We start from the raw sequence: 1,041 nt of genomic DNA, 5'->3' as shown, positions 1-1,041 counted from the left end.
CTGCTGGATGCCGCGTGCCGAGTCCCGGATCCGCTGGTGGTTGCGGTGGATCTTGATGTGGTGGGGGCGGTGGGTGGTGGTGTGCCTGCGGTGTTGCGTGGGTTGGTGGTGGGTCGTGTGCGGCGTCGGGTGGCTGTTGGTGGTGTGTCGGCTGGTGGGTTGGCTGGGCGGTTGGTGGGGTTGGATGAGGGTGGTCGGTTGGATGTGGTGGGTGAGGTGGTGCGGGGTTGTGTGGCGGTGGTGTTGGGGTTTGGTTCGTCGGGTGAGGTGCGGTCGGGGGTGGCGTTCAAGGAGTTGGGTTTTGATTCGTTGACGGCGGTGGAGTTGCGTAACCGTTTGTCGGCGGTGACGGGGTTGCGGTTGCCCGCGACGATGGTGTTCGACTATCCGACACCACACGCCCTGGCCAGCTACCTGTGCACCCGGTTGGGCGGCGAGACGGCCCGACCCACCATGCCTGCTGTGACCTCGACGGCCACCGACGAGCCAATCGCCATCGTCGCGATGACCTGCCGGTTCCCGGGCGGGGTCACCTCCCCGGAGAGCCTGTGGGACCTGGTGTCCTCGGGCGATGAGGCGATCGGGGAGTTTCCGACCGGCCGGGGCTGGGACCTGGACGGCCTCTTCCACCCGGACCCCGACCACCCCGGCACGTCCTATGCCCGCAAAGGCGGGTTCCTCTACGACGCCGATGCGTTCGACGCGGGGTTCTTCGGTATCAACCCGCGCGAGGCGCTGGCGACGGATCCGCAGCAGCGGTTGTTGCTGGAGGCGGCGTGGGAGGTGGTGGAGCGGGCCGGTATCGACCCGGTGTCGTTGAAGGGCACCCCGACCGGCGTCTACGCCGGGGTCATGTACCACGACTACGCCACCGGGCTCAGCGGTGGCGACCCCCGGTTGGAGGGCTACGCGATGCTCGCGGGCTCGGGCAGCGTGGTCTCGGGCCGGGTGGCGTACACGCTCGGGTTGGAAGGTCCGGCGGTGACGGTGGACACGGCGTGTTCGTCGTCGCTGGTGGCGATGCATCTGGCGGCGCAGGCG

At 68.8% G+C, this 1,041-nt stretch carries 1 protein-coding gene; it reads left to right on the top strand.

Annotation, left to right across the window (positions count from 1 at the left end):
• A partial coding sequence (locus ACFV9T_RS42735; RefSeq protein WP_385449294.1) for a beta-ketoacyl synthase N-terminal-like domain-containing protein occupies positions 1–1,041 on the top strand: 1,041 nt, incomplete at both ends.

Origin of the sequence: Streptomyces sp. NPDC059850 (genome assembly GCF_042731515.1) — a bacterium.
GTDB lineage: Bacteria > Actinomycetota > Actinomycetes > Streptomycetales > Streptomycetaceae > Streptomyces.
Note: the sequence above shows the minus strand (reverse complement) of the source record. Positions and strands in the feature narration are given on the sequence as shown.